Source organism: Paenibacillus sp. P4_E11 (assembly GCF_056401635.1).
The window spans coordinates 1-1179 of the sequence record NZ_JBFUIX010000521.1 but is presented as its reverse complement, the minus strand read 5'-3'; the positions used below and the strand labels follow the sequence as shown (position 1 = coordinate 1179).

Genomic DNA, 1179 nt, shown 5'->3' with positions numbered 1-1179 from the left:
GACTAGATTGTCACCGGCTACGAATGATCCGAATGTCTCTACGACACTCCCAGCTTCGGCGTCACGTAATATATTTCTAGTCGTGGAGATGTTAAGCGCCAACCGAAACAATGTCGTTATCAAGAGCAATGTCGGAAATATGGAAAAATCGAGCGCATCCTGCGTATTCATAGCAATCAATATAATGATTAATGCAATTGAAATATTAATAATGAGCAAGAAATCGAGCAGAAACAGAGGAATGGGAATAACCATCATCATGATAATGCCGATTATCCCGGTAAGAATGACTAAATCTCTTGTTTTCATGGACGGCCTCCCTTCTTATTTCGCTTTTCCTTTTAGCTTATATACATAAGCCAATACTTCAGCGACGGCTTGAAACAAATCGGCGGGAATCGTTTGCCCGATTTCCACCTGATCGTACAACGCCCGTGCTAGCGGCTTGTTTTCCATCGTAACTACGCCGTTGTCCTTGGCAACTTGGCGTATTTTCAAGGCGATGTAATCCATCCCCTTCGCAACGACAACAGGTGCTTCCGACTGCTTCGGGTCATATTTCATCGCAACGGCAAAGTGTGTTGGATTCGTTATGACTACATCTGCCTTAGGAACGTCCTGCATCATGCGTTGCATGGCCATCCGTTTTTGCTTTTCACGTATTTTTCCTTTGATGAGCGGATCGCCTTCCGTGTTCTTATACTCTTGTCGAATATCGTCCTTTGACATTTTCAGACTTTTCTCAAATTCATACTTTTGATAGAAATAGTCGAACAAGGCAAGCACTAGTAAGATAAGAGCAATCTTCAGACCCAGCATCAGAATCAACTGTCCGGTATACCCGAACGTTTTGATTAGAGGCCATTGTGCCATTTGAATAATTTGCTGTTTTTCATTCCATATCGTGAAGAAGACGACCAGACCGATTACGACTATTTTCAAAATTGATTTCGTCAGCTCCACGAGTGCACGAATCTTGAACAGATTGGCTGTTCCTTTAATCGGATCGAGTTTGTCAAACTTCGGTATGAGCGGATCACCGGTTACCATAAACCCGACTTGGAAGTATAGCGCCATGAAAGCCACTACAACGACTATCAGGAATATGGGAGCAAGTAATATCAGTAATTCATACATTAGCTGAGAAAACATCATCGTGACATTATTAAATGTGACTTC

The 1179-nt window shown here is 42.5% G+C and carries 2 protein-coding genes; both read right to left on the bottom strand.

The window, feature by feature from the left end:
• Positions 1-309: FHIPEP family type III secretion protein (locus tag AC1DWB_RS35685; RefSeq protein ID WP_477545796.1), on the bottom strand; the 309-nt coding region annotated here is incomplete at its 3' end.
• Positions 310-324: 15 nt separating this feature from the next.
• A partial coding sequence (gene flhB, locus AC1DWB_RS35680; RefSeq protein ID WP_477545795.1) for a flagellar biosynthesis protein FlhB occupies positions 325-1179 on the bottom strand: 855 nt, incomplete at its 5' end.